Source organism: Salinimicrobium sediminis, from assembly GCF_900215295.1.
GTDB lineage: Bacteria > Bacteroidota > Bacteroidia > Flavobacteriales > Flavobacteriaceae > Salinimicrobium > Salinimicrobium sediminis.
In genome coordinates this window covers 116,240-140,294 of record NZ_OCMF01000001.1, presented here as the reverse complement: position 1 = coordinate 140,294, position 24,055 = coordinate 116,240, and the positions used below count along the sequence as shown (strand labels likewise).

Genomic DNA, 24,055 nt, shown 5'->3' with positions numbered 1-24,055 from the left:
AAATGAGCGAAAAAGAGCAGAATCAGGAAAATATATCTAACGAAGAAAGTATAAAAGATCAGGTAGAGGAAATACTTGATGAGGCCATAGAAGAAGCAGACTCAAAAGACGCTGCGGGCGATAAATCCTCTTCCGGAAATGAGCAGCCCGATGAAAAGGAACAGCTTAAGGCAGATCTGGAAAAGGAAAAAGATAAGTTCCTGCGGCTATTTGCCGAATTTGAGAATTACAAACGTCGCACCAGCAAGGAGCGTGTAGAAATGTTCAAGACTGCCAGTCAGGACGTCATAGTGTCAATGCTTCCGGTTCTGGATGATTTTGATCGGGCTTTAGGAGAACTTAAAAAAGCCAAGGATAAAGAGCTGCTTAAAGGAGTGGAACTTATTAGCAATAAATTCCGAAGCACTCTTAGATCAAAAGGGCTGGAGGAGATTGAGGTGAAAGAGGGAGATACCTTTGACGCAGAGGTACATGAAGCTATTACGCAAATTCCTGCCCCAAAAGATAAATTAAAAGGCAAGATTGTTGACGTAGTAGAAACGGGTTATAAACTGGGCGATAGAATAATTCGCTACCCTAAAGTTGTTACAGGGAAATAGTTAAACCCTTTCATACCACAAGACAAAAGCAATGAAACAGGATTATTACGAAATACTAGGAATAAGTAAGAACGCGAGTACGGCCGAGATTAAAAAGGCATACCGGAAAAAAGCTATTGAATTTCATCCGGATAAAAATCCGGGAGACGCCAAGGCAGAAGAAATGTTTAAAAAAGCTGCCGAAGCTTATGAAGTTCTAAGCAACGAAGATAAGCGGGCACGTTATGACCGCTTTGGTCACCAGGCATTCGAGAACGGCGGCTTTGGCGGCGGTGGAGGTATGAACATGGATGACATCTTTAGCCAGTTTGGAGACATTTTTGGCGGTGCCTTTGGCGGTGGTGGTGGATTCTCCGGCTTTGGCGGCTTTGGTGGCGGTGGCCAGCGCAGAATGAAGGGTAGTAACCTGAGAATTCGCGTGGCACTAACTCTTGAAGAGATCGCCAACGGGGTAGAGAAAAAGATAAAAGTAAAACGTAAAGTCCAGGCTGCGGGTACAACCTATAAAACCTGTTCTACCTGTAATGGAACTGGACAGATAACCCGCATCACCAATACAATTTTAGGAAGGATGCAAACTGCATCTCCATGTACCACCTGTGGCGGTAGCGGGCAGATGATCGATAAGAGACCTGCCGATGCCGATGCACAAGGCCTGGTGATGAGTGAAGAGACTGTGTCTATTAAGATCCCTGCCGGGGTTGTTGAAGGAATGCAACTAAAGGTGTCAGGTAAGGGTAATGATGCCCCGGGAAATGGAGTGCCGGGAGATCTCCTGGTTGCCATAGAAGAAAAAGAGCACCCATTCCTTCAGAGAGAAGGAGACAATCTTCATTATGACCTTTATATAAGTCTTTCTGAAGCTGTCTTGGGATCTTCAAAAGAAATTGAAACAGTTTCCGGAAAAGTCCGGATTAAGGTCGATGAAGGAGTGCAATCCGGAAAGATCCTTCGTCTTCGCGGCAAAGGAGTTCCAAATATTAACGGCTACGGAAGAGGAGATCTTTTGGTGCACGTAAATGTTTGGACCCCAAAAACCTTAAGCAGGGAACAAAGAGAATTTTTTGAGCGTATGGCTACAGATGAACACTTCCAGCCAAAGCCCGAAAAATCGGATAAATCGTTTTTTGAAAAAGTTAAAGATATGTTTACATAATTTGTAATTGTTAAAAATTTTTGCATATATTTGAGCATCACTAATTCAGGTTAGTGATAAATTTTTCTTTTTCATAGCAATTTTTTTCCCATCCTTAAGCAATTAAGGGTGGGTTTTGCTTTTAAAGAGGCACAGTCTTCCTGTCAAATGGGAATCTTAAAATCTTCCCAATTTCCGGAAGGCTTTTTCCTAATTTCTATCTTTATACAAACCTTATTTATGAATAACCTCCTGGTGGCCGAAAATATTTCTAAACAATTTGGCACCTTTACAGCACTTAATAATATCTCTTTGGAAATTCCGGAAGGCAGTATCTTTGGTCTCCTTGGACCAAATGGCGCTGGAAAAACCACTTTTATAAGGATCATCAACCAAATAACAATGCCCGATAGCGGCAGGATGCTGCTGGATGGTCACCCGCTGCGTCCCGATGATATTCAACACATAGGTTATCTTCCCGAGGAACGGGGTTTATACAAGTCTATGAAAGTAGGGGAGCAGGCACTTTACCTGGCACAGCTGAAAGGTCTTTCCAAAGCCGAAGCCAAAGAGCGACTGCAATATTGGTTTGAAAGGTTACAGATCCAGGATTGGTGGGGTAAAAAAATTCAGGAGTTGTCCAAAGGGATGGCTCAAAAAGTCCAATTTGTAGTTACTGTACTTCACCGTCCAAAACTACTCATATTTGACGAGCCCTTCAGTGGCTTTGACCCTGTCAATGCTAACCTGATAAAGGAGGAGATACTACAATTAAGAAAAGAAGGGGCAACAATTTTGTTTTCAACCCACCGTATGGAAAGTGTCGAGGAAATGTGTGATTATATGGCGCTCATTCACCGTGGCAATAAATTGCTTGACGGGCAGGTGAACGATATTAAGCGCAGGTATAAATCCAATACCTTTGAGGTAGGACTTGTAAGTTCTGATGCCGAAGCCCTTCGGAAGGAACTGGAGACGAAGTTCAGGATCTCTGATACCGAATTCAAAAGTATCAATGATGATCTAAAGTTGCAGATCCAGATAGATCCAAATGATTCTCCCAATGACCTTTTGATCTACCTTACAGGCAAGGCGCAGGTCAACCATTTTGTGGAGGTGATCCCTTCAGTAAATGATATCTTTATAAAAACTGTCACTACCAATGCGTAACCTCAAGCTTATTATTAAAAGAGAATACCTCGCACGGGTGAGGAATAAATCCTTTGTGGTAATGACCTTTTTAAGTCCCCTTATTTTCGTGGGGATGATTGTGCTTATCGCTTACCTCGTGAATCTAAATTCAGATGTGCAAAGGGTAGTGGCGATCAATGATGAGAGCGGGCAGTTTGTCAATGAGTTTAAAGATTCCGATGAGGTAAAATTTATCGATCTGTCTTCCGTAGAAACAGAGGCAGCGAAAGGAATAGTAAAAGAAAAAGAATATTACGGGCTGCTCCATATTTCAGAATTTGCAGAAAATACTATTCCTGAAATCCAGTTTTTTGCAAAGGAAGCTCCTGCATTCGGTTTTCTCGATCGAATAGAACGCACCATAGCCGATAAACTTACCAATAGACAACTGCTGGACCGCGGTATTGATGTAGATCTTATAGAGGCCTCACAGGCAAAAGTGGAAATCGGGATCCAGAATTTTTCAGGAGAACGCACCTCGAAAATGTCGACCTATGTAAAAATGTTTTTTGGTGGTGCGGCCGGTTATCTTTTGATGATGTTCATTATTATCTATGGCAATATGGTAATGCGCAGTGTAATCGAGGAAAAGACAAACCGTATTATTGAAATCATCATTTCCTCGGTAAAACCCATTCACCTGATGCTGGGGAAGATCCTGGGAACTTCCCTCGCCGGAATTACCCAGTTTGTGATCTGGGTGATCCTGGGTGGCGTAATGCTTACTCTGGTTTCTATGATCGCAGGTGTGGACATGTCTGCCATGCAGGGGCCACAACAGCAGGCCATCGAGCAGATGAGTGATAACGAGCTGCAGCAACTGGTCATGGATATTGCCAGGCTACCTATGTTACTATTGCTGGTGAGCTTCCTGGTCTATTTTATTGGCGGCTATTTTCTTTATAGTGCTATTTATGCTGCCATAGGGGCGGCTGTAGATAACGAGACAGATACCCAACAATTTATGCTTCCTGTGATCCTGCCGCTTATGCTGGGAATCTACGTGGGATTTTTTGCTGTCATAGAAAATCCGCATGGAGTGGTTTCAACAGTCTTTTCGATGATCCCGCTTACCTCTCCCATTGTAATGCTTATGAGAATACCTTTTGGAGTGCCCTGGTGGGAACTTGCCATTTCTTTTAGTCTTTTAGTCTTAACCATTGCGGGAGTAGTTTGGGTGGCAGCGAAGATCTACAGAGTAGGAATACTAATGTACGGGAAGAAGCCCGGATATAAGGAATTATATAAATGGCTTAAATATTAAGAAATTTTTGAGAAGGTTCGGCAGAGAGTATTCTTTACTTTACTTAGTAAAACCGAAAAAATGAGAACTATCCCCTATTTCCTGTTTTTCGCCCTTCTGTTCATATCGGCCGAAAACCTGCAGGCACAGTCGACAGACCTGGCAAGAATAGAATACACATATTTTCCGCAGTCGGATTCAGATAATTCCTTCCGCAGATTCAGAACCTTTGTCAATTTTCCTATTAAGATAGGTGGAGAAGACAGGTATTTGGTGCCGGGAGTGGAATATGAGAACATCAATTTCAAGTTTAAAGATGCCACCCCGTTTGACAAAAATGGGGAACTTGATAGATATCAATCCTTTACTCTTAGCCTGGGTTATACTTTTAAGACGGGAAATGACTGGAGGTTTGCCGCTACCGTAGGTGGGATGCTGGCTTCGAATTTTGAAGAAGGCAAAGCAATAAAAGATGATTTTCTTTATACAGGTTCAGCTTTTATGATCAAAGACAAAACCGGGGAGGGAGAAGCCTTAAAGCCATGGAGGCTTGTTCTTGGATTGCATTATTCTACCACCTCGGGATATCCTTTTCCACTACCGGTGATCAATTATTACCGGGAGATCTCCCCAAAATGGTCATATTCTGCCGGAGTTCCTAAATCCAACCTTAAATACTCCTTTAACGAAAAGCATCATCTTCAGGCATTTGCCACTTTAGACGGATTTTATGCCAATGTTCAGGAAAACAGAACTCTCAGCACAACCGGCCAGGTAGCCGAAAATATTTCAATGACTATCGTTTTAGCCGGCCTGGGTTATGAATACAATTTCACCAAACATTTAGTATATTACCTCTATGCCGGCCATACCTTGATGAACGATATTCGGCTAAGGGATGATAACAGGGATGACGTCTATATAATTAATGACACCAATACCTTTTATGGCCGTAGCGGTCTAAAATTTAAAATATAACAGCATGCCGAAAATTTTATTGATAGAGGACGAAGCAGCCATTAGAAGGGTATTGATCAAGATCCTTACCGAAGAAAATAAGGCTTATGAAGTAGATGAAGCTACCGACGGACTTGAAGGAATAGAAAAAATTAAAGAGCAGGAATACGATCTTATTTTGTGCGATATAAAGATGCCAAAGATGGACGGGGTGGAAGTGCTGGAAGCAGTAAAAAAGCTGAAGCCCGAAATTCCCATGGTGATGATCTCGGGTCATGGCGATCTTGACACTGCAGTTAATACCATGAGACTGGGAGCTTTCGATTATATCTCCAAACCGCCAGATCTTAACCGCCTACTGAATACTGTGAGAAACGCCTTAGATCGTAAGGAGCTGGTAGTGGAAAATTCCCGACTTAAGAAGAAGGTTGGGAAAAACCTTGAAATGGTTGGAGAATCTGAAGCCATTTCCCGCATCAAAGATATTATTGAAAAAGTCGCACCTACAGATGCGAGGGTTCTTATCACAGGACCAAATGGTACCGGGAAAGAACTGGTAGCTCACTGGCTGCATCAAAAGAGTGATCGCTCTGCAGGCCCAATGATCGAGGTGAATTGTGCGGCGATTCCTTCAGAATTAATCGAGAGTGAACTCTTTGGTCATGTAAAAGGTGCCTTCACTTCTGCTGCTAAAGACCGTGCGGGAAAATTTGAAGCCGCAAACGGAGGGACTATTTTCCTGGATGAGGTGGGGGATATGAGTCTTTCTGCCCAGGCAAAGGTGCTGCGTGCCCTTCAGGAAAGTAAGATCTCCAGGGTTGGAAGTGATAAAGATATTAAGGTTGACGTGCGGGTAATTGCTGCGACCAATAAAGATCTTAAAAAGGAGATCGAAGACAAGAAGTTCAGAGAAGATCTCTATCACAGGCTGGCAGTGATCCTTATCAAGGTCCCCGGACTTAACGAACGAAAGGACGATATTCCGCTACTTGTAAATTTCTTTGCTGAAAAAATTTCTGAAGAACAGGGAATCAATAAGAAATCCTTTACCGATGATGCGCTCGAACTGCTGAAGGAATACAACTGGACCGGAAATATCCGGGAACTTAGAAACGTGGTGGAGCGACTTATTATTCTTGGCGGACAGGAAGTGAGCGAAGAAGATGTAAGATTATTCGCGAGTAAATAGTATTGAGTAGTTAGTAGTGAGTATTGAGTAGTGAGTAAAGGAAATTGTCTACCCACATAAACCGATGGAGAAAAGAAAGTTTCTGATTTTAATCTTTACTGCCACCTTCCAACTCCTGATCACTGACCACTGATTCCTGAACACTAATCTTTAGCCGGTGGAGAGTACCTTAAAAAGTACATTTTATCTCCGCTTGGGTGATTCCATTCATTGAACATTTCAAAACCGTAGCGCTGGTACGCTAAGCTGATCCGTCGGTTACGGGTTTCGGCATAAATTGGAAGCTGCAGGTCTTTGGCAATGACAAAAAACTGGTTTTTCATATCATACGCAGTTTTGGCATCATCACTTCCGCGGGCGTCAGTCAGAATTCCCCAAAACCAGCAGTATAGATAATCCCCCTCCTTTGGTCGCTGTGCCTTTACATACTCCTGCACCTTCATGGCCTTGAGGCCTTTCTTTATTCCGGTAACGTTCCAGGCCAATTTGAGATCGGTGATGAGATCTTTCCAGAAGTTCTTGTCTTTGCTGTTGGTGCGAAAAAGAATAGCAATACCTTTTCCATCTTCAGAAGTGATCAAAGCATCCTTTTCAATAGCCTTTTCCACCATATATTTTGCGAGGTAATGAAAACGCTGATTACTTTTAGAATCGTCTTTTACAATTTCCATGGAGGTAGGGATCTCCTGAAGTAAAATGGCTACGTTCCTGATGATTTGCTGCTTATCCAAAGGGCTTAAATTTTGCCGAAAGATAAAAAATTGACTGCAGTTAAGCCCCTCCGGTGGATTAAAAAATGTCACTCCAAGATACCGGAGAAAAAAACATGTGAAATTTGCCATTTTTGAAGGTGCTTAAAAATGGTTTTTTACATTTGTTTTTTAAACATACCCAACATGAAAAAAATAGCTGCCCTTCTACTCATAATGCTTAGCCTTTCTATTCAGGCTCAAAATAATTTTCAGGAAGATTCTCTGGCGCTACGAAAGATATACGACCTGGCTTTGCTCCAGGGGCAAAGTTATGCATGGCTGGATCATCTTTCCAACAAGATTGGCGGCCGCTTGTCGGGATCTGTGAGTGCACAGCAGGCAGTGGATTATACCAAAGCCGAATTGGAGGCGCTAGGCCTGGACCGGGTTTGGTTGCAACCGGTGATGGTGCCAAAATGGACTCGTGGTAATGCGGAATATGCTTATGTGCAGACCCAGGGAGGACCTACAAATACAGTGAATATTTTAGCTTTGGGAGGATCTGTAGCAACTCCTGAAACCGGTTTACGTGCAAATGTGATCGAAGTACAGGGAATAGAAGATATAGCCCGCTATGGAAAAGAGCAAATTCAGGGGAAGATAGTTTTCTTCAACCGGCCAATGCCTGCCGATCTAATTCATACCTTTTCTGCCTATGGTGCCTGTGTGGACCAGCGTTATTCTGGTGCAGCCGAAGCGGCAAAATTTGGAGCTTCCGGAGTTATTGTAAGATCCCTTTCTCACAAAATCGATGAGCATCCGCATACCGGGTCCATGAGCTATGGGGATTTGCCGAATGAAAAAAGAATCCCGGCAGCAGCAATAAGTACAAAAGATGCAGAATATTTGAGCAGCATGCTTAAGCTAAATAAAGATTTGGACTTTTACTTCAAAACAAGCAGCCGCAATTATGAAGATGTGGAATCCTATAATGTGATAGGAGAGATCAAAGGGAGCGAGCGCCCAGATGAGTATATTGTTGTTGGTGGTCATCTTGATTCCTGGGATGTAGGGGATGGCGCTCATGATGACGGTGCCGGAGTGGTACAATCCATGGAAGTGCTAAGGCTAATGAAAGAAGCAGGAATAAAGCCAAAAAGAACACTTCGGGTAGTGCTTTTTATGAACGAAGAAAATGGCCTTAGAGGCGGAAATAAATATGCCGAAGAAGCCAAAAAGAACAATGAAAGTCACATTTTTGCCCTGGAAAGCGATGCCGGCGGATTTACCCCGAGAGGGTTTTCCATTGATGCCCGGCAATCACAATTCGAAAAGATCCAAAGCTGGGAACCTCTTTTCAAGCCCTATCTTATCCATTACTTTGAAAAAGGCGGTAGTGGTGCCGATATCAGTCCGTTAAAGAATGGTGATATAGTATTAGCAGGATTGCGTCCCGATTCTCAGCGTTACTTTGATTATCATCACGCTGCTACAGATACCTTTGAAGCCGTGAATAAAAGAGAACTGGAGCTGGGAGCCGCAACCATGGCTTCGCTGATCTACCTGGTAGATAAGTATGGATTTGATAACATTCAAACTGAGGAACCTACCTTAAGTAATTGAAAAAATTGGCTCCGGCCGAATGAATATTTATAGCCCCGGATTTTAATCCGGGGTTTTCAATTTTGTACCCTTAGGGACTAAATCCGGGTAGATAAAAAGTATCCTTCCTCATCACCCGGGCCTTTAGGTACGGAATATTGATTCTGCAACCCGTTGGTTTCCCGCCGATGAAGCAGATTTCTCGGAAACATGTCCTCAAAAAATCTGAACCCTTAATTCACGATCCGGAACGGATTAACTTCCTATCTTTGCGCCTTAAATTTCCACAGGTGCAAATTTCTGCCTATACACGAGAATTTGGTAAAAATCTCAACATTGCCTATCCGGTGATGCTGGGACAGTTGGGGCATGTCATGGTGGCACTGGTGGACAACATCATGGTAGGTCAGTTGGGAGCCGCGCCTCTGGCTGCAGTTTCCCTGGGAAACAGTCTGGTGTTCATTGCGCTTTCTTTGGGTATAGGATTTTCTTTTGCCATTACTCCCTTAATCGCGGAAGCTGACGGCGCGGGAGATATAGAAACCGGAAAAAGCTATTTTCACCATGGGATCATCATGTGCGGTATCAACGGGATCTTTCTTTTTATCGTGCTTTTGCTGGCAAAACCGATCTTATACCATCTCGATCAACCTCCCGAGGTAGTAGACCTTGCCATTCCATACCTGGAGATCGTTGCTTTTTCGATGATTCCCCTGATGTTGTTCCAGGCGTACAAGCAGTTTGCCGACGGGCTTTCCCAAACCCGCTATGCCATGTACGCCACCTTAATAGCAAACGTGGTAAACGTGCTTTTCAATTACCTGTTGATCTACGGGATCTGGATCTTTCCACGGCTGGAGTTGCAGGGTGCAGCGTTGGGAACTCTCATCTCCAGATTTTTTATGCTCTGGTTTATCTGGGAGATCCTTAGGCGAAAGAAAAAGTTTAAACAATATTTTATCTGGTCAAAAAAAGAGTTTCTCAAATTGCCAATTTTTAAAAGGTTATTTGCCCTCGGCTTCCCTACGGCGTTACAGATGCTGTTTGAAGTTGCTATTTTTACCGCTACGGTCTTTCTTGCAGGAACTTTGGGGACAAATCCGCAGGCTGCAAACCAAATCGCGCTTAACCTGGCCTCTATGACCTTCATGGTAGCCGTTGGTCTGGGAGTGACGGCAACCATACGGGTAGGAAACCAAAAAGGGAAATTCAATTTTAAGGAACTGCGGCGGATCGCTTTTTCAACATTTTTACTGGTGTTCCTCATTGAAGCGGTATTTGCAGTTGGATTTATTGTTTTTAAAGATTGGTTGCCCACCATTTACATTGACAATATTGAAGTGATCCTGCTGGCCGCTCAACTGCTTATTGTGGCTGCTCTTTTCCAGCTAAGCGACGGGATGCAGGTAGTGATCCTGGGAGCTTTGAGAGGGCTTCAGGATGTAAAGATTCCAACGGTAATTTGTTTTATAGCTTACTGGATCATTGGCTTTCCCGTATCTTTTTTCCTCGGAAAGGAAGACGTGCTGGGCAGCATGGGCATCTGGTATGGATTGCTCGCCGGCTTAACAGCTTCGGCGGTAATGTTGTATATTCGATTCAATTATTTAAGTAAAAAGCTGTTGCTTTCTTCGGAAGCTTCAGCATAAAATTTATCATAATTCACTATGGATTTTCCCAAATTCCTCCTTGGCGATAACACAGATTATCCCGATGCAATATTTATTGTCCACACAGAATTCCCGCGTTTCATTCTCAATCTCGGAAATGATGAGGTAGAATGGCTGGAAGATTTTGAACCTGCAGATGAAAAAGAACTGGAAGCCGAAGCCGAAAGCCTCATCCAACAGGCCACCGACTTCTATGACCGGGAGATCTCGCGATACGAAGACTAGAGAAAATGGAGCAGCTGGTAGAACTGGACCGGGAATTATTTTTGTTTCTCAACAACCTTGGCAACCCTGCCTGGGATGATTTTTGGAATTTTATTACCAACAAGTTCGCTTCCATTCCTTTTTATGCACTGCTGGTTTTTTTTCTTTACAGGGCCTTAGGCTGGAAAAAGACTTTGCTTTGCCTCGTACTTATCGCGGCAGTGATCACCAGTACAGACCAGCTGTCTAATCTTTTTAAACATTTTTTCGAACGTCCCCGTCCCTGCAGGCAGGAAGGGGTGATGGAATATGCCCGTTTTGTGGCCGTCCGCTGTGGGCGGTATGGCTATTTTTCTGCCCACGCCGCCAGTTCGGCAGCATTGGTGTTGTTTCTTGGGATGATCCTACGGAATTACTGGAAAAATATTTTTTCCGTGCTTATAGTTTGGGGCCTGTTGGTCTCCTACAGCCGAATTTACATTGGGGTACATTATCCCGGAGACATCCTTACAGGCTGGATCTTCGGAATTCTAATAGGCTTCCTGTTCTACCGGCTTTTCCTGTTTTTACTGAAAAAGTATTTTAATCCTTCTTCTGAAGCAGGTAAAACAGCCTGATGAGTCGGTCCTTATAGCCATCTGCTTCCGGATTGACATAGTTGAGGTCATATCTTGCTGAAGACAGTACCTCAAAATCCCCTTTTAGAGTGTCTATGAAAGCGGAATCTTTTTCCTGAAGAATAATGCCAAATCTTTCTTCTGAAGCCAATACAGGATCTTCTATATGTAACTTCGGAATGGGTTTCCCGTACTCCCAGATGATCTCGGGAGTTTCAGCATTATATTCGTACACCTGAAAGTTTTCAGCTTCAGCAAATTCCCGAAGCTCCCCAAAATTCCTGAATTTCGGATTGCTCAGCAGGGCATTTGAAAGCGGAAATCCAAAGACCATAATTCCGCAGATAAAAGCAACAGTGAGGTAGAAGACAGGCGGGTATTTAAGCTTTTTCAGAAAATAAAAAATGGCAATTCCAATGCCTGCAAGAACAATGGAGGTTAAAAGATACCAATTTTGATGCCCCTGAAAGTCAAGAATCCACCAGGCTGCAACTGGAAAAGCAATACCTATTGTGGCAATGAGACCGTGGTTAAAAACGACAGGCCATTTTTCTTTTTTTGAAAGTTCCTTAAAGCTTCTAAAAAGGTATTCTATATAAAAGCTGGTGTTCAATGCCAGCGGAATAAGTACCGGCAGGAGATAGCGGGACTTTTTTTCGGGAATTAAAGAGAGTAAAATAACTGCTGCCAGGGTCCAGAAAAAGGCAAAATCATAGGCTTTTCGGTTGACTACCCTGGTTTTGAGATAGGGATATAACAGCGCGACAAACGCTGGAATTGTCCAGATCCCGCTTTGGGTAAAGAAGCTCCAGTAGTAATAAAAAGGCCTTACATTATAATTGGTCCATCTGGTGGCTTCCCGGGAAGTGATCTCCAGGAATGAAACTGGGTCTGCAAGCCTTACATAAACAAACCACCAGCTACTCAGGAATCCTGCAAGCACCAGGAAGATCAGGAATTCTTTCCACTTATTTCTGAAGCCTCTATAGCCATAGGTAAAGCCGTAAGCGATAAGAAAAGGCAGGAGCAAAGCGTACAGGGAAACGGGACCTTTGCTCATAAAAGAGGCGCCGAAGAAAAGGGCGGCAAAAATGGCATTTTTGAGCAGATTCTTTTTGCTGCTGAAAAAATTCCAGAGGAAATAGATTGCAACCATCATGAAGGAATGGGTGAAAATATCCCATTGCCCGTTGCGACCCATGAAAATAATGTAGAATGAACTGCCCAGGATAAGAGTTGCCAAAAATGATTGCTTCAGGCTTAATTCCAACTTCGGAATGAACCTGTAGAAGATGTATAAAAGAAGGAGGGTCACCAGCGCAGCCGGAAGTCGTAGTGCAAAAAGGCTTTGTATTCCGAAGATCCCGGCGCTTATGGCCGTAAGCCAGGTAGGCAGTGGGGGTTTTTCATATCTCGCCTCGGCATTCATCGTGGTGAGGAGCCAGTTGTTGTCCACCAGCATTTCCCGGGCGGTGATAAAATTCCGGGCTTCCATAATATTCACGTAGATAAGGTCGAGGTGTGCCAGGAAGATCAAGGCCCAAACAAGGAGGATGTAGAACAGGTATTTTCTGTCTTCAGTCATCGCTTCTTCTTATAAGGATCATATTTCTAACATAGATCACGCTCCCCACCATATGCCCCAGAAAAAGAACCGGATCTTTCCTGAGCACGGCATAGATCAGGATCAAAACAGCTCCTGCAAAACTCAGGAGCCAGAATCCCAGGGGTAGAACAGATCTTTTTATTCTTTCAGAATAGATCCATTGGTAAACAAACCTTAAGGTGAACACTACCTGTGCGGCAGATCCCAGGATTAATAACCACAATGGGATCTTTTCGTTAAAAAACAGGTTTTGGACGTCATAGGTGTCGTTGTTATAGGAATAAATGAACAACATGACCGGAAAAAGGAACAGGAACAGCTGGAGCAGTCGGGACATTTTTCTCCATTCTCCCTGCAATTGCATATTTCTAATGTAGATGAAATAAGTTAGCGCCTGCCCCAGCATGATCGAAAAGTCATGGCGTAAGTAGCCATAGACAAAGAGCAAAAAAGATGCGAACAGGGACACCTTCCAGAAATTGGAAGGGGTGAGAACTTTTTTTTGTTTTTCAGAGGCTATCCATTGTAGAAGAAGTCTGGCCGAGAAGAGTAACTGCGCCGTAAATCCAATGGTATAGATCTGCCAGTTACTCATGTTTTTCGGCTAACTTATAATTGATGTAATTCTTTCGCATCCATAAATATGCAAAACAATCCACTAAAGGCCCTACGAGCCGGTTTAACAGGTGAAACTTTGCTTTACCTGCAATTCGGGGGTAATGCCTCACCGGGACCTGTTTGATCTTTCCGTTTTGCAGCAGGATCATAGCAGGAAGGAACCGGTGTAATCCTTTAAACATGGGAATTCTTTTGGCATAGTCTGCTTTTACAACCTTGAGCGGGCAACCTGTATCATCCATCCCATCATGGGTAAAACTGCGCCTTATAACATTGGCGACTACCGAAGAAAGGTTTTTTATGAAGGAATCTTTTCTGTTGGTGCGTACTCCAGTTACCAAATCAAATTCTCCTATATGCTCCAGCAACAGGTCAAAATCTGCGGGATCTGTTTGCAGATCGGAATCTATATAACCTATCAGGGAAGTTTCGGCATGATCAAACCCGGCTTTAATAGCACTACTTAGCCCATAGTTGCGGTCAAAGGAGATGTATTTAAAATCGTTATTTCTCCGGGAAATTTCCTGGACCAGTTGCAGGCTTCCATCTGTAGAGCCGTCCTCCACGAAAAGGATGCAGGTCTTCACCGGTGCAGTTTTTAGGTAGTTCTCCAGTTCCTGTTCCACTCTTAACAGGTTGGGTTCTTCATTAAAGAGAGGGACCACGATGGTAAATTCGTATTCCATTGAAGTAGATATGCAAAACAAAGGTAAACATATTCCTTTTCCTGAAAGGCAGTGGATTAAAAAGCCTTTTTAAAAAAAAATACTTGTTACTTTGTAAGAACAATTTACCGGAATTTCTTCGGAAAAAATCTTTTTAAGATGAAAATACTGGTGACGGGCGCGGCCGGATTCATAGGTTCTCATGCTGCGGAACGTTTGCAACAGGAGGGTTATGAGGTAGCCGGGGCCGATAATTTTTCAGATTATTATGATGTTTCCTTAAAGCAGAAGAATGCCGACGCCCTTCGTAAAAAAGGAATCGAAGTTGTAAGAATAGATCTGCGTGATGCTTCAGCTTATGAAAACCTGGGGAGAGATTTTCAATTTATTCTACATTTCGCCGGACAACCCGGTATTTCTTCTGAAAATTATTTTGAAGATTACTTTAGTAATAATGTGATCGCAACCCAACTGCTGCTGAATTTTGCTGAAGAGAATCAGGATCTCAGACACTTTTTCTATATCTCCACTTCATCTGTCTATGGGTTGGAGGCGACATTTCCTGAAACTGTTGCCCCAAAACCGGCTTCCTGGTACGGAGTTTCAAAACTGGCAGGGGAGCAACTCGTCCTTGCTAAGAGCAGGTCTAATGAAATGAAAGCTTCTTCGTTAAGATTGTTTTCCGTCTACGGGCCGCGGGAAAGACCCGAAAAGCTGTACACCAAACTTATCGCCTGCGGGGTAAAAGATGAGGTTTTTCCCATTTTTGAAGGAAGTGAGAAGCACCTTAGAAGTTTTACCTATGTGGGAGATATTGTTGACGGAATAGTAAAAGCAGTTCAAAAGCATGGAATTCTTGACGGAGAGATCATCAACCTGGGTGCCGATGAGGAACATAAGACCCAGGAGGGCATCGACATTGTGGAGGAGCTCCTGGGAAAAAAGATCCAATTAGAAGTTAAACCCCGACGTCAGGGAGATCAATCCCGCACCCTGGCAAATATTCAAAAAGCACAGAAGTTACTGGATTATAACCCAAAAACCAGCCTCAAAGAAGGTCTACGGCTGCAGGTGGAATGGTATAAAGAAAATCAGTAACGCGCATTTCTATTTATAAAGTTTTACCTAATCCCTGTATTTTGAAAGTAGTAAGGCTGCAGCTTCAAAAGGGGTAGTCTCATTTTTTTCTATAGCCTCCAATTGCTTCGGAAGCAGTTTCTTTATCTCCGGATCCTGATAAAACCTGTTCTTTAGATGCTCATTGATGGTTTGCAGCAGCCAGAATTTATTCTGATTTTGCCTTTTTTGACTGAAGTGGCCCGTCTCTTTTACCAGCTGTTCGTATTCCACGATCAACTGCCACACCTCCTTTATTCCTGTCTTTTCTGTGGCGCTGGTAAGAAGCACTTTTGGGGTCCAGCCACTTTCCTTCGCCGGATAAAGATGTAGGGCTCTCCGGAATTCAGATCTGGCTTTTTCAGCCGGCTTCAGGTTTTCTCCATCGGCTTTATTAATGACAATAGCATCGGCCATTTCCATGATGCCTCGCTTAATTCCCTGCAGTTCATCCCCGGCACCGGCCAATTTCAGCAGCAAAAAGAAATCGGTCATACTATGGACTGTGGTTTCGCTTTGCCCAACGCCAACGGTCTCTATGAGCAGGGTATCAAATCCTGCAGCCTCGCATAAAATGATGGTTTCACGTGTGGTTTTCGCCACGCCTCCAAGGGAATCTCCCGAAGGAGAAGGGCGAATGAAGGCATTTTCATGATTGACCAGGGTTTCCATCCGGGTCTTATCGCCAAGAATACTTCCGCCGGTAACGCTGCTGGTAGGATCTACTGCCAGGACTGCCACTTTTTTACCATGATCTGCCAGGAAGGTGCCAAAGGCTTCAATAAAAGTACTTTTTCCAACACCCGGTACACCGGTGATTCCGATTCGAATAGATTTGTTGGCATAAGGCAGGCAATTTTCTACCAGTGCTGCAGCTTTTTCTCCATGTAAAGGCTGCCTGCTTTCAATTAAAGTTATGCCCTGGCTTAAGGCCCTTTTATTGCCGGCAAGGATCTCCCGCGTTAGTTCTTCTATTACAATCTCTTTTTTTCGGGAACTCCTGACCCTTTGTGCTGCCCCCGGATTAATTCCCGAGGCGGGACGGGTGCCTTCAGCTTCATTTAATGCCGATTTCTTAGTCAAATCTTAATATTATTATCAGGTGGGATCTTATTTGTATATTGAAAACTAATTTAGATAAAATAAACATCATTATGAAGACATTGTATACCGGAACGGCAACAACAACCGGCGGGAGAGAAGGCCATGTAACCAGTGATGACGGAATACTGGACCTGGACCTAAGCGTACCTAAGAGCATGGGAGGTAAGGGAGAGGAAAAAACCAACCCCGAACAGCTTTTTGCTGCGGGCTATTCTGCCTGCTATGGCAGCGCCTTACAGGTGGTTGCAAAAAAACATAAAATAGATCTGGGAGACTTTTCTGTAACTGCATCTGTAGATCTGGGAAAAACAGAGGAGGATGAGCTTCAGCTTTCTGTGATCCTTGACTCCTATATTCCCGGAGTAGATGTGGAGACAGGAGAAATGTTGGTAAATGAGGCACACGAGATATGCCCTTATTCAAGAGCTACCCGTGATAACATTGACGTTACGCTCAACCTGATGCTTGATGACGAGGAAGAGTAATTTAGTGATCAGTGAACGGTGATCAGTGATCAGAAAATTGTTAGAATAAAGAGGCTTCGGGAGAAGCCTTTTTTTTATATCCCAATCTTCCTGAAAAGAGCATTTTTCCTGCTGCACTTTTTTTCTCAAGAATTGATCAAGATTTTCTGGAATTTGGGATTTGGTGCTTGTCCATTGAAGCTTGAAAACTCATTTCTTATTATTAACTAAATTTATTTGTCAAAAAAGAATTCTTTTTTGCAACACGACAAATTTTCTGTCGTCTTTAAAGTGAAACCCAACCAAACTGAAGTTATTTTGATACAACATCAATTAATAGAGGCTTGCAAACACAATGACCGCAGGGCCCAGCTAAAGCTCTACAACAAGTATTGCGACGGCATGTACTATGTGGCTCAAAGGTTTATCAACGACCCGTTTGAAGCTGAAGATGCGATGCAGGAGGCATTTATTAAAGCCTTTACGAAACTGCATCAGTTCACAGGCGAAGTGTCTTTTGGCGCATGGCTAAAAAGGATCGTGATCAATAAATGTTTAGACAAGTTAAAAGCTAAACGCCTGGAATTAATTGCCATTAATGAACAGGTACTGGGGACGGTAGAGGAGGAGGAAAATTGGTCTGTTGAGGATGGAATTGGAATTGAAGAGGTGAAGAAAACCATGGAAGAACTACCGGAAAAATATAAAGTTCCATTGATGTTGTACCTCATTGAAGGATATGATCATGACGAAATTTCAGAAATATTAAATATCTCTCAGGTTGCATCAAGGACACTGGTGCATCGAGGAAAGAAAAAATTACAGGAAGAACTAAAACATAAAAGACATGGCACAGGATATTAGAAAGATGTTTCAGGAAGACACCACCCTGCCTTCCAACCCCCCTAAAGGACATCAAAAAAGATTTGAGGCCAGGCTGGAGGAGGCCCTTCCGCAGGAAAATAAAAAGGATTCCGGAAGAATGTTCTACTTTCTTAGAATTGCCGCTGTACTAGTGGTGGTGCTCGGAATAAGCTTTTTCTTTCTGAACAGAGAGAGCGAAATGGGAGGGGAACAGTTCACAGATGCCCCGGTAAAAACTGAAAAAGAATCTGCGGAGGAAATTCCGGTAACGAAGGAATACCAGTTAAGCGATGTTTCTCCCGAGTTCAAGAAAATTGAGGATTATTACCTGGCCAGTCTTAATATGGAACTTGCAAAGCTGGACGTAAACGATTCCAACAAAGAGCTTATAGATTCTTTTATGACGCAGCTCGCAGGATTGGACAGGGAATATCAAAAATTGAATGCCGAAATAAATGAAACAGGTTTGACAGAAGGTACGATAGAAGCGATGGTCTCGAATCTACAGCTTAGACTGGACCTGCTGTATAAACTGAAAAATAAAATAAACGATATCAATCAATCTAAAATCAAAGAAAATGAAAATCATAGAGCTTAAATATCTGGTGCTGGCGCTGTTGTGTGCAGGCACTACGATAGCACAGACCAGCAAATTCGACAAGACCTTTAAGACCAATAAAGATGTTACAGTACACATAGATGCACGACATACACAGGTTTTGGTTGAGTATTGGGATAAAAATGAAGTACAGGTCTCTGCTTTTTTAGAAGGTGGACAAAAAGATAATTCCAACGAGGCCTTGATGAAATGGAAGCTTGATGTTGATGCAAATGCTTCCGAAGTCAGGATCAATTCGACCGGGGCACCTGGACATCCGGGAGATTTCAACATGGCGGGGCTGCAGGCTCCTCTTGCTAAACTTCCCGAAATGATAGCTCCATTAACCGAAATGATTGGTCCCATGCTGGAAAATCTTTCAGGACAACCCCTGCCGCCGGAATTCTTTGCGAGTATGAGCGAGGTAAAATTCGATTACCAGGAATATCAGAAAGATGGCGAAAAATACCTTCAGAAGTTTGAGAAGAAAATGGAAAAGAACTTCGGAAAAGATTTTGAGAAGGCTATGGAAGAATGGGCTGCCAATTTCGAAAAAGATTCTGCCAAATGGAAAAAGCAGGAATTAAAAATGGAAGCCTGGAGCAAAGACTTTGAGAAGGATATGGAAGCCTGGGGAGAAAAATTCGGTAAGGATATGGAGAAATGGGGAGAGGAATTTGGTAAGGAAATGGAAGCCTGGGCCGCAAATATTGAAAGACAGGCAGAGTCACAGCCGGGTAACGGCAAGAAAAGAGTGATCATCATCAAAGATGGTTCTTCAGCGAAAAAGGTGCTTAAGGTGAAAATGCCAGGATCCGGTCAGCTTAAGCTTGACGTGCGATATGGAGAAGTGAAACTGGCGGGAAACACCAACAATCTTAGGGGGAATATTTCCCATTCAAAATTCAGTGCTGCAGGCATTAACGGAAAGAATACAAATTTAAAAGTGGCCTATACCCCTGTGGCTGTAAAGACCTGGAATTATGGGGTGCTTAATGCAGCCTATGTACAGGATCTAAGGATCGATAAAGCCCTGAGTATAAAATTGGATTCCAATTCCAGTGACGTACATATTGGGGAATTAAGTGAGAATGGGATCCTTGCAGGAAGTTTTGGGGAGCTGAAGATCGACAAACTGGCTTCGAATTTTAAAAGCCTGGACATCACTCTTGAAAACAGTGATCTGGAACTGGATTTACCTGAATCTTCCTACAATATTACTTATAACGGCACCAATAGCGAAGTCAATTATCCAAAGGGATTAAAGCTTAGCACCAGCAGTAACTATGATAACCAAAAACTCAAGGGTTACAACGGCAGTCAAAATTCAGGAGGTACTATAAATATTCATGCAAAGTTCAGCGATGTTCTGCTGAAGTAGTTATTTTTGGCAAAAAACAATGCCCGAAAACACATTTTTGACCGGCCTCACCACAAGGTTTACTCCTGTGATCGATGCCGGTTTTTCTTTGGACACCTACCAGCATGTAGATCTTTCCATCAATAACCCTGAACTCTCTCAGGCACAACTTGATTCGCCTGAAGCTTTTCAGCAATACCTGAATGATTTTCTTCGGAAGCAGGGAAAACAGGTAGCCTTTGGAGGTTACAATGAACATCGCGGATTGTACAAGCGCAGCGGATTATTTTCGGCTGCTGAAGATGAGGAGTTGATCCGAAATATTCACCTGGGCCTGGACATCTGGGCACCTGCAGGGACAGCAGTTCTGGCAGTGCTGGAAGGAAGAATTCATAGTTTTAAAAACAATGATAATTTTGGAGATTATGGACCTACGATTATTATTGAACATGAGGTGGATGAGGAAAAGTTCTATACGCTTTACGGACATCTTCAGAAAAACTCCCTGCAGGGTTTATATATAGGGAAGCAGGTAGGGCAGGGGGAACAAATTGCAGCTCTTGGTGATGCCGGTGAAAATGGTAATTATGCCCCTCATTTACATTTTCAGATCATTTATGATATGGAAGGCAAAGAAGGTGATTACCCCGGAGTTACCAATAAAAAGGATTTGAATCATTTTCTCCAAAATTGCCCGGATCCTGATTTGTTGGTGAAGGTTAGGTAATTCAATCTAAAATGAAGCCCTGTAGGGGCGGTAGGTTGATAGGATCCCGTCAGGGATGATAAATTGGTACAATCCCATAGGGGCGGCAGATCGGTAGCATGAGAGATCTCGGTATTGGATTATGAGTTCCGTAGGAACGATAGAAGGTTTTCAAAAGGGGAACATGACCTTTAGGTAGTGGGCTGAGAAGCAGTTGTCCCTTTAGGGACAGCATATCGGTAGAAAAATATTTCAGGTTCGAATTCCGTGCCTTTAGGTACGGCATGTAAAATCATTCTATAGGTTTAAAAACAAAACGTTCATCAAAATCCACCATATGTGTTTTTAAAAGTGCCAGGTATTCCTCCTGAAAGGTCATTTTTTGATGATGCTTTTCCTGATTTTGGATATATCTAATCACATCTGGTAACTGCGATTTAGAATAAGAGAAAGCACCATACCCCGCTTGCCAAGAAAATCTTCCCATTATAAATTTCTTGTTATTAATCCATTTCGAAGAATCTTGTTTTACCTGCTTCATCAGATCTGAAAGAGATTGGCTGGGGCGCATTCCGATTAGAATGTGGATATGGTCCTTCATTCCATTTATTTGAAGCACTTTGTGTTCATGGTTTTGAATTATACCCGTAATGTATTTGAAAAGTTCATCCTTAAATTTCTGCTGAATTAAACTCTGTCGGTTTTGTACGGCAAAAACTACCTGGATGTGAATTTGCGTGTATGTATTTGCCATAGAATAATTGGATTCCGTACCTAAAGGCACGGATGGTTTTAATATTATTAATTTCTACCTGTATGATGTCCTTAGCAGGACATAAATTTTTACTAACCAGAATCTCTTTATTCTGATGCCAGCCGTAATACAATTTTATCCGTTTTACAATTTAATTCTGAACGCAAATCAAGTCACACCCCCTTTACCCGCTCCATGTTCTCCGGATCTTTAATGGGGACTCGCACCAGGGTTTTATCCCAGGCGAAATTGAGATGTGTGAACCCCTGCTTTTCATTAAAAAAGATGGTGAACTGCTCCACCGGGTTTTTTAGATTTCTTACGGGAGCTTCTATAGTTAGAACATCATATTCAGGAAGGCGGGAGGGAATTCCGTCTGCCGTAATTCCCCAGGGATACATTTCTGAATTAAAGATTATTTTCCAGGATTTTTCCATAGGAATAGTCCAAATAGTATAGGTCCCTTTGGGAAGGAGAGAGCCATCTACTAAAATATCCTTTGAAGTAAAAAAGGTAGTGGCCTCATTAGCACCTGTTCGCCAGACCTCATTGTAAGGGACGAGTCCGCCGAAGATCAGCCGGTCTTTTTTATAAGGCCGGTTATAGAAAACTTCGAGTACGAGATCGCCGCTACTGTATTCTACGGTATCTTCGGGACTAAATGATTTAGTGTTATTCTTATAGATGATGTAAGAAAGCATGATCACCGCTATCGCGATCCCCATGCCCAGTAATGTCCTTTTCAATGTAAGCATGGTCTAATTTAATCAATTTCCAGGCCGTATCATGAACTTTCAAAAATGACATTTCGGGATTCTATTTCCGGGAAAAACAATAGCCCCTATAAGGGGCTGATAATGGTTCAGATAAGTAAATAATTCCATTACATGGCCTTAAGTTTGCGAACCCGTGGCCTGTTCTGTGGATCCAGCGCCTGTTCCCCGGATTCAAATCTCTGACATTTTTCAATGGCTTCGGTAATTACCTTTTTCTGTTTTTTCAGGATGTTTAAAACATCCTTTGGCAGTTGCTTTTGCTCAAGAAGCTCATTGTAAAGTTCGAGATTCTCTTCATCCTTTTTTCTGCATTTTTTCAGCAGTTTTAGGGGCCGACTTTTGGTAAGAGCTTTCTTCTCTTCTCTCCAGTCGCGGTCAAGATGACCTTTTTGGACCCATTCCTTGGCAGGTTCTACGCCCGCCTGTACAAGTTGTTCTGAAATTTCATAGCTAAAGCGGTTCCTGTTTACAGTTTCGTGGTTGAAAAATCGCTTCAACTCCACTTGCTGTACGTCTTCGCCCGCATTATAATAAATACGTTCTGCTTCAAAACTTTCTGAAAGCAGCCAGTTCAACTTTTTAAATTTAGAGAAACGATCTTCCATAGACATGCGTTTTTAGAGTATGATTCGAAGATAATCACGCCAAAGCCATCACATCTGCCAAGCAATTGTTAAAACGCTGATTTTTAATAGAATATTCAGTAAAATTTAAGAATTGAAATTAAAACCTTAAGAATCTGTAGGTATAGAAAATTCTTACTTCTACAGGAAAAGCTTTTCCAGAACATCACCGACAAAATAAGCAAGAGTTGCTGCAATCCCTCCAAGGAATAAGGTTTCAAAGATCCCGACGAAGATATTCTTCTCTGTCACAAAACTTTTGAAACTGCCTACTATCGCAAGTGCTACCGCCGTCAGGATACAGGAGTAGAGAAAAAGATCTTTTTGAATGGCAGGCCCTGAACCTACAAAAACATAGGAGAGTAGGGGAACCGCGCCAACTATCAGGAAGCTTATAAAAGTCATTCCGGCAGTCTTGTATGGAGTCTTATCGCTTTTCACCATTTCCAGTTCTTCTTTCATCATGGTATCCACCCACACATCTTTATCGGCAGTGATCACCCCCACAACCTGCTCCAGCAATTCTCCCTGAAATCCCTTAGCGGCATAGATTTCTCTTATTTCCTGCACTTCCTTTTCTCTCAGGTTTTCTACTTCCCAGTACTCAACCTGCCGGTGGCGCTCATAAGCGTCCCTTTCAGCTTTAGTGGAGAAAAAATTCCCTACAGACATGGAGAAACCGTCAGCAATCAGGTTGGCCAGGCCCAGAATGATCACAACTGAAATTCCGAGGCTGGCACCTTCGGCTCCTGCGACAACGGCAAAGGTGGTGATGGCTCCGTCAATTCCGCCGTAAACGAATTCAGATATATAGTCTTTATTAAAAAAGAGAATTTTGCCGCCGGAATGGAGTTGTTTTTCCTGCATGTGGAGTATTATTAAATATAATTATTGGGGACCGTGAGGTTCCCTACCGGTTTCCAGTTCATTTTCGATCTCCACATTCACATCCTCTTTGTACCTGTTTCCTTTGATCTCATTATGCCGTTGGATTGGAAAATCATAATCTTTCTTTTGTGCTTTTTCAACGGAAGCAGTCTTTAAACGGTTCTTAGTTAACTACCTGTAAGGAGTAGTGCCTTTTACCTGATGCGGATTAGGAACTTTTCGCCGGAGAATAAGTGCAGCGATAGCTGCTGTTATTAAGCCGGTAATTGCTGCCCATACCATACTTTGGATAATGTAATTTTTCAGGTTAAAATAGGTATCGGCTTCTTCCCTTGTCATTTCACCGGCTTGAACGGAATACTCCGTGATATTTCTGAAATATTCCGGAGTGATCACCTGGCTTATGAGCAGTTGTACAAAAGGGGAGAGGATCACAATCCCCAAGGTTAGAATAGCTCCCGCTTTAAAACCTTCTTTCCAGCTCATGAAACCATTATGAAAATTTTTACGCTTGTCATAAAGAGCAAACAGGTAGATCCCAATGGCTACAATTGCGAAAAAGCTGGTGTAGAAAGCATGCTCGGAGATATACTCATCATGCAGCCCGAATAATTTTTCTCCAATCATCCAAAGGATCATGACTACCGAAAAAATTATGGCCCATTTGATTTCAATGCGATACTTGCTCATGACGCTCAGGTTAGTGATCTAAATTTAACGAAAAAAGTCTTATTAAAATAAGTCGTTAAAAAAGAGGCTGAATTTAGGATACACTTCCTTCTGAGCTTTCAGGTTTACTCGATAAAAATGCAAT

Annotated in this window: 26 protein-coding genes; 16 read left to right on the top strand and 10 right to left on the bottom strand. The window is 42.7% G+C overall.

Annotation, left to right across the window (positions count from 1 at the left end; all coding sequences use genetic code 11):
- Nucleotides 1-2: 2 nt before the first annotated feature.
- The 6 genes from CRO16_RS00685 to CRO16_RS00660 all read left to right on the top strand — a co-directional run bounded on the left by CRO16_RS00685 (nt 3) and on the right by CRO16_RS00660 (nt 6,314).
- Nucleotides 3-599 (top strand): nucleotide exchange factor GrpE, encoded by a 597-nt coding sequence (locus CRO16_RS00685; RefSeq protein WP_097054434.1) that lies wholly within the window; start codon nt 3-5, stop codon nt 597-599.
- Nucleotides 600-630: 31 nt separating this feature from the next.
- Nucleotides 631-1,755 (top strand): molecular chaperone DnaJ, encoded by a 1,125-nt coding sequence (dnaJ, locus tag CRO16_RS00680; protein WP_097054433.1) that lies wholly within the window; start codon nt 631-633, stop codon nt 1,753-1,755.
- Nucleotides 1,756-1,974: 219 nt separating this feature from the next.
- Nucleotides 1,975-2,904: an ABC transporter ATP-binding protein gene (locus CRO16_RS00675; protein WP_097055723.1), complete on the top strand. Its 930-nt coding sequence runs from the start codon at nt 1,975-1,977 to the stop codon at nt 2,902-2,904.
- Nucleotides 2,897-4,189 (top strand): ABC transporter permease, encoded by a 1,293-nt coding sequence (locus CRO16_RS00670; protein ID WP_097054432.1) that lies wholly within the window; start codon nt 2,897-2,899, stop codon nt 4,187-4,189. Before CRO16_RS00675 ends, CRO16_RS00670 begins: the two co-directional genes overlap by 8 nt.
- 60 nt (nt 4,190-4,249) lie before the next feature.
- The gene (locus tag CRO16_RS00665; protein WP_097054431.1) at nt 4,250-5,146 is read left to right on the top strand and encodes a DUF6268 family outer membrane beta-barrel protein; all 897 of its coding nucleotides are present in this window, start codon (nt 4,250-4,252) and stop codon (nt 5,144-5,146) included.
- A gap of 4 nt (nt 5,147-5,150) precedes the next feature.
- Complete coding sequence (locus tag CRO16_RS00660) at nt 5,151-6,314, top strand: sigma-54-dependent transcriptional regulator (RefSeq protein ID WP_097054430.1); 1,164 nt, start codon at nt 5,151-5,153, stop codon at nt 6,312-6,314.
- A gap of 143 nt (nt 6,315-6,457) precedes the next feature.
- Here the strand turns inward: CRO16_RS00660 and CRO16_RS00655 are convergent, their stop codons facing one another.
- Nucleotides 6,458-7,045, bottom strand: a complete 588-nt coding sequence (locus tag CRO16_RS00655) for a hypothetical protein (protein ID WP_097055722.1) — start codon at nt 7,043-7,045, stop codon at nt 6,458-6,460.
- Between the two features lie 165 nt (nt 7,046-7,210).
- Here CRO16_RS00655 and CRO16_RS00650 point away from each other — a divergent pair, with 165 nt between their 5' ends.
- The 4 genes from CRO16_RS00650 to CRO16_RS00635 all read left to right on the top strand — a co-directional run bounded on the left by CRO16_RS00650 (nt 7,211) and on the right by CRO16_RS00635 (nt 11,099).
- Nucleotides 7,211-8,629: a M20/M25/M40 family metallo-hydrolase gene (locus tag CRO16_RS00650; RefSeq protein ID WP_097054429.1), complete on the top strand. Its 1,419-nt coding sequence runs from the start codon at nt 7,211-7,213 to the stop codon at nt 8,627-8,629.
- A gap of 269 nt (nt 8,630-8,898) precedes the next feature.
- Nucleotides 8,899-10,257, top strand: coding sequence for an MATE family efflux transporter (locus CRO16_RS00645; protein ID WP_097055721.1), 1,359 nt, complete (start codon nt 8,899-8,901; stop codon nt 10,255-10,257).
- An 18-nt stretch (nt 10,258-10,275) separates the two neighbouring features.
- Nucleotides 10,276-10,503: a hypothetical protein gene (locus tag CRO16_RS00640; RefSeq protein WP_097054428.1), complete on the top strand. Its 228-nt coding sequence runs from the start codon at nt 10,276-10,278 to the stop codon at nt 10,501-10,503.
- Nucleotides 10,504-10,508: 5 nt separating this feature from the next.
- Nucleotides 10,509-11,099 carry a phosphatase PAP2 family protein gene (locus CRO16_RS00635; RefSeq protein WP_097054427.1) on the top strand — a complete coding sequence of 197 codons (591 nt, stop codon included), beginning with the start codon at nt 10,509-10,511 and terminating at the stop codon, nt 11,097-11,099.
- Here the strand turns inward: CRO16_RS00635 and CRO16_RS00630 are convergent.
- Genes CRO16_RS00630 through CRO16_RS00620 form a run of 3 tightly spaced genes read right to left on the bottom strand, consistent with a single transcriptional unit; the run spans nt 11,065 to nt 14,009 of the window.
- On the bottom strand, nt 11,065-12,684 hold the full coding sequence (locus tag CRO16_RS00630) for an ArnT family glycosyltransferase (protein ID WP_179670465.1): 1,620 nt from the start codon (nt 12,682-12,684) through the stop codon (nt 11,065-11,067). The genes CRO16_RS00635 and CRO16_RS00630 overlap by 35 nt on opposite strands.
- A complete protein-coding gene (locus CRO16_RS00625) occupies nt 12,677-13,300 on the bottom strand; it encodes a lipid-A-disaccharide synthase N-terminal domain-containing protein (RefSeq protein ID WP_097054426.1) in 624 nt (207 codons plus the stop codon). Before CRO16_RS00625 ends, CRO16_RS00630 begins: the two co-directional genes overlap by 8 nt.
- Complete coding sequence (locus tag CRO16_RS00620) at nt 13,293-14,009, bottom strand: glycosyltransferase (protein ID WP_097054425.1); 717 nt, start codon at nt 14,007-14,009, stop codon at nt 13,293-13,295. The genes CRO16_RS00625 and CRO16_RS00620 overlap by 8 nt, the downstream gene beginning before the upstream one ends.
- A 138-nt stretch (nt 14,010-14,147) precedes the next feature.
- Between CRO16_RS00620 and CRO16_RS00615 the strand changes: the two genes are divergently transcribed.
- On the top strand, nt 14,148-15,086 hold the full coding sequence (locus CRO16_RS00615) for an NAD-dependent epimerase/dehydratase family protein (protein ID WP_097054424.1): 939 nt from the start codon (nt 14,148-14,150) through the stop codon (nt 15,084-15,086).
- A 27-nt stretch (nt 15,087-15,113) separates the two neighbouring features.
- Here CRO16_RS00615 and meaB read toward each other — a convergent pair whose 3' ends face one another.
- Nucleotides 15,114-16,187 (bottom strand): methylmalonyl Co-A mutase-associated GTPase MeaB, encoded by a 1,074-nt coding sequence (gene meaB, locus CRO16_RS00610; RefSeq protein WP_097054423.1) that lies wholly within the window; start codon nt 16,185-16,187, stop codon nt 15,114-15,116.
- Between the two features lie 71 nt (nt 16,188-16,258).
- On the opposite strand from meaB, the gene CRO16_RS00605 reads away from it, so the two are divergent.
- The 5 genes from CRO16_RS00605 (at nt 16,259) to CRO16_RS00580 (ending at nt 20,221) form a co-directional block, all read left to right on the top strand.
- The gene (locus CRO16_RS00605) at nt 16,259-16,693 is read left to right on the top strand and encodes an organic hydroperoxide resistance protein (protein WP_097054422.1); all 435 of its coding nucleotides are present in this window, start codon (nt 16,259-16,261) and stop codon (nt 16,691-16,693) included.
- Nucleotides 16,694-16,990: 297 nt separating this feature from the next.
- Nucleotides 16,991-17,536 carry an RNA polymerase sigma factor gene (locus tag CRO16_RS00595; protein WP_097055719.1) on the top strand — a complete coding sequence of 182 codons (546 nt, stop codon included), beginning with the start codon at nt 16,991-16,993 and terminating at the stop codon, nt 17,534-17,536.
- Nucleotides 17,520-18,134: a hypothetical protein gene (locus CRO16_RS00590; RefSeq protein WP_097054420.1), complete on the top strand. Its 615-nt coding sequence runs from the start codon at nt 17,520-17,522 to the stop codon at nt 18,132-18,134. Before CRO16_RS00595 ends, CRO16_RS00590 begins: the two co-directional genes overlap by 17 nt.
- Complete coding sequence (locus CRO16_RS00585) at nt 18,115-19,515, top strand: hypothetical protein (RefSeq protein WP_097054419.1); 1,401 nt, start codon at nt 18,115-18,117, stop codon at nt 19,513-19,515. The genes CRO16_RS00590 and CRO16_RS00585 overlap by 20 nt, the downstream gene beginning before the upstream one ends.
- Nucleotides 19,516-19,534: 19 nt before the next feature.
- Nucleotides 19,535-20,221 carry a peptidoglycan DD-metalloendopeptidase family protein gene (locus CRO16_RS00580; RefSeq protein WP_097054418.1) on the top strand — a complete coding sequence of 229 codons (687 nt, stop codon included), beginning with the start codon at nt 19,535-19,537 and terminating at the stop codon, nt 20,219-20,221.
- A 271-nt stretch (nt 20,222-20,492) separates the two neighbouring features.
- On the opposite strand, the gene tnpA is transcribed toward CRO16_RS00580, so the two are convergent.
- The 5 genes from tnpA to CRO16_RS00555 all read right to left on the bottom strand — a co-directional run bounded on the left by tnpA (nt 20,493) and on the right by CRO16_RS00555 (nt 23,931).
- Complete coding sequence (gene tnpA / locus CRO16_RS00575) at nt 20,493-20,954, bottom strand: IS200/IS605 family transposase (protein WP_097054417.1); 462 nt, start codon at nt 20,952-20,954, stop codon at nt 20,493-20,495.
- A gap of 173 nt (nt 20,955-21,127) precedes the next feature.
- Entirely contained in the window at nt 21,128-21,709 is a 582-nt protein-coding gene (locus CRO16_RS00570; RefSeq protein ID WP_097054416.1) for a DUF2911 domain-containing protein, read from the bottom strand.
- Between the two features lie 128 nt (nt 21,710-21,837).
- Complete coding sequence (locus tag CRO16_RS00565; RefSeq protein ID WP_179670464.1) at nt 21,838-22,335, bottom strand: DUF2383 domain-containing protein; 498 nt, start codon at nt 22,333-22,335, stop codon at nt 21,838-21,840.
- Nucleotides 22,336-22,494: 159 nt separating this feature from the next.
- Nucleotides 22,495-23,220 carry a VIT1/CCC1 transporter family protein gene (locus CRO16_RS00560; protein WP_097054414.1) on the bottom strand — a complete coding sequence of 242 codons (726 nt, stop codon included), beginning with the start codon at nt 23,218-23,220 and terminating at the stop codon, nt 22,495-22,497.
- A gap of 192 nt (nt 23,221-23,412) precedes the next feature.
- On the bottom strand, nt 23,413-23,931 hold the full coding sequence (locus CRO16_RS00555; RefSeq protein ID WP_097054413.1) for a DUF4199 domain-containing protein: 519 nt from the start codon (nt 23,929-23,931) through the stop codon (nt 23,413-23,415).
- Between the last annotated feature and the right edge of the window lie 124 nt (nt 23,932-24,055).

Excerpts from the sequence above, each read along its gene's own strand:
- CRO16_RS00685 (WP_097054434.1), top strand. The coding sequence starts at position 3 with ATGAGCGAAAAAGAGCAGAATCAGGAAAATATATCTAACGAAGAAAGT.
- dnaJ (WP_097054433.1), top strand. The coding sequence starts at position 631 with ATGAAACAGGATTATTACGAAATACTAGGAATAAGTAAGAACGCGAGT.
- CRO16_RS00675 (WP_097055723.1), top strand. The coding sequence starts at position 1,975 with ATGAATAACCTCCTGGTGGCCGAAAATATTTCTAAACAATTTGGCACC.
- CRO16_RS00670 (WP_097054432.1), top strand. The coding sequence starts at position 2,897 with ATGCGTAACCTCAAGCTTATTATTAAAAGAGAATACCTCGCACGGGTG.
- CRO16_RS00665 (WP_097054431.1), top strand. The coding sequence starts at position 4,250 with ATGAGAACTATCCCCTATTTCCTGTTTTTCGCCCTTCTGTTCATATCG.
- CRO16_RS00660 (WP_097054430.1), top strand. The coding sequence starts at position 5,151 with ATGCCGAAAATTTTATTGATAGAGGACGAAGCAGCCATTAGAAGGGTA.
- CRO16_RS00650 (WP_097054429.1), top strand. The coding sequence starts at position 7,211 with ATGAAAAAAATAGCTGCCCTTCTACTCATAATGCTTAGCCTTTCTATT.
- CRO16_RS00640 (WP_097054428.1), top strand. The coding sequence starts at position 10,276 with ATGGATTTTCCCAAATTCCTCCTTGGCGATAACACAGATTATCCCGAT.
- CRO16_RS00635 (WP_097054427.1), top strand. The coding sequence starts at position 10,509 with ATGGAGCAGCTGGTAGAACTGGACCGGGAATTATTTTTGTTTCTCAAC.
- CRO16_RS00630 (WP_179670465.1), bottom strand. The coding sequence starts at position 12,684 with ATGACTGAAGACAGAAAATACCTGTTCTACATCCTCCTTGTTTGGGCC.
- CRO16_RS00625 (WP_097054426.1), bottom strand. The coding sequence starts at position 13,300 with ATGAGTAACTGGCAGATCTATACCATTGGATTTACGGCGCAGTTACTC.
- CRO16_RS00620 (WP_097054425.1), bottom strand. The coding sequence starts at position 14,009 with ATGGAATACGAATTTACCATCGTGGTCCCTCTCTTTAATGAAGAACCC.
- CRO16_RS00615 (WP_097054424.1), top strand. The coding sequence starts at position 14,148 with ATGAAAATACTGGTGACGGGCGCGGCCGGATTCATAGGTTCTCATGCT.
- CRO16_RS00605 (WP_097054422.1), top strand. The coding sequence starts at position 16,259 with ATGAAGACATTGTATACCGGAACGGCAACAACAACCGGCGGGAGAGAA.
- CRO16_RS00590 (WP_097054420.1), top strand. The coding sequence starts at position 17,520 with ATGGCACAGGATATTAGAAAGATGTTTCAGGAAGACACCACCCTGCCT.
- CRO16_RS00585 (WP_097054419.1), top strand. The coding sequence starts at position 18,115 with ATGAAAATCATAGAGCTTAAATATCTGGTGCTGGCGCTGTTGTGTGCA.
- CRO16_RS00580 (WP_097054418.1), top strand. The coding sequence starts at position 19,535 with ATGCCCGAAAACACATTTTTGACCGGCCTCACCACAAGGTTTACTCCT.
- tnpA (WP_097054417.1), bottom strand. The coding sequence starts at position 20,954 with ATGGCAAATACATACACGCAAATTCACATCCAGGTAGTTTTTGCCGTA.
- CRO16_RS00570 (WP_097054416.1), bottom strand. The coding sequence starts at position 21,709 with ATGCTTACATTGAAAAGGACATTACTGGGCATGGGGATCGCGATAGCG.
- CRO16_RS00565 (WP_179670464.1), bottom strand. The coding sequence starts at position 22,335 with ATGGAAGATCGTTTCTCTAAATTTAAAAAGTTGAACTGGCTGCTTTCA.
- CRO16_RS00560 (WP_097054414.1), bottom strand. The coding sequence starts at position 23,220 with ATGCAGGAAAAACAACTCCATTCCGGCGGCAAAATTCTCTTTTTTAAT.
- CRO16_RS00555 (WP_097054413.1), bottom strand. The coding sequence starts at position 23,931 with ATGAGCAAGTATCGCATTGAAATCAAATGGGCCATAATTTTTTCGGTA.